The following is a 1,079-nucleotide window of genomic DNA, read 5'->3' as shown; positions in this document are numbered from 1 at the left end:
CACCGAAGGGAAGCGCCCGGAGGAAAGCCCGAGAGGGTGAGTACGAAGGAAGCGTCCGTTCCTTGAGAACTCAACAGCGTGCCAAAAGTCAACGCCAGATATGTTGATACCCCGTCTCCAGCAATCTGCTGGGGCGAGGTTCCTTTGAAAAAACACAGCGAGGACGCTGTGAACCGAGGGGACTATTCCTCCTCTCTGGTTCCGCTCTCGTGATGTGTCACCGGCAGTATTAATTTACTGGCCGAGTAAACATTCACGGAGAGTTTGATCCTGGCTCAGGACGAACGCTGGCGGCGTGCTTAACACATGCAAGTCGAACGATGAACCACTTCGGTGGGGATTAGTGGCGAACGGGTGAGTAACACGTGGGCAATCTGCCCTGCACTCTGGGACAAGCCCTGGAAACGGGGTCTAATACCGGATACGAGTTTCACAGGCATCTGTGATTCTGGAAAGCTCCGGCGGTGCAGGATGAGCCCGCGGCCTATCAGCTTGTTGGTGAGGTAACGGCTCACCAAGGCGACGACGGGTAGCCGGCCTGAGAGGGCGACCGGCCACACTGGGACTGAGACACGGCCCAGACTCCTACGGGAGGCAGCAGTGGGGAATATTGCACAATGGGCGAAAGCCTGATGCAGCGACGCCGCGTGAGGGATGACGGCCTTCGGGTTGTAAACCTCTTTCAGCAGGGAAGAAGCGAGAGTGACGGTACCTGCAGAAGAAGCGCCGGCTAACTACGTGCCAGCAGCCGCGGTAATACGTAGGGCGCAAGCGTTGTCCGGAATTATTGGGCGTAAAGAGCTCGTAGGCGGCTTGTCGCGTCGGTTGTGAAAGCCCGGGGCTTAACCCCGGGTCTGCAGTCGATACGGGCAGGCTAGAGTTCGGTAGGGGAGATCGGAATTCCTGGTGTAGCGGTGAAATGCGCAGATATCAGGAGGAACACCGGTGGCGAAGGCGGATCTCTGGGCCGATACTGACGCTGAGGAGCGAAAGCGTGGGGAGCGAACAGGATTAGATACCCTGGTAGTCCACGCCGTAAACGGTGGGCACTAGGTGTGGGCGACATTCCACGTCGTCCG

The 1,079-nt window shown here is 58.2% G+C and carries 1 rRNA gene; it reads left to right on the top strand.

Annotation, left to right across the window (positions count from 1 at the left end):
* Window positions 1–252 precede the first annotated feature (252 nt).
* Window positions 253–1,079, top strand: a 16S ribosomal RNA gene (locus ACIQFZ_RS43565); the annotation flags it as partial.

This window comes from Streptomyces sp. NPDC093064, from assembly GCF_044754605.1.
GTDB lineage: Bacteria > Actinomycetota > Actinomycetes > Streptomycetales > Streptomycetaceae > Streptomyces.
The sequence above is the reverse complement of the archived record's forward strand: the minus strand, read 5'-3'. Positions and strand labels throughout refer to the sequence as shown.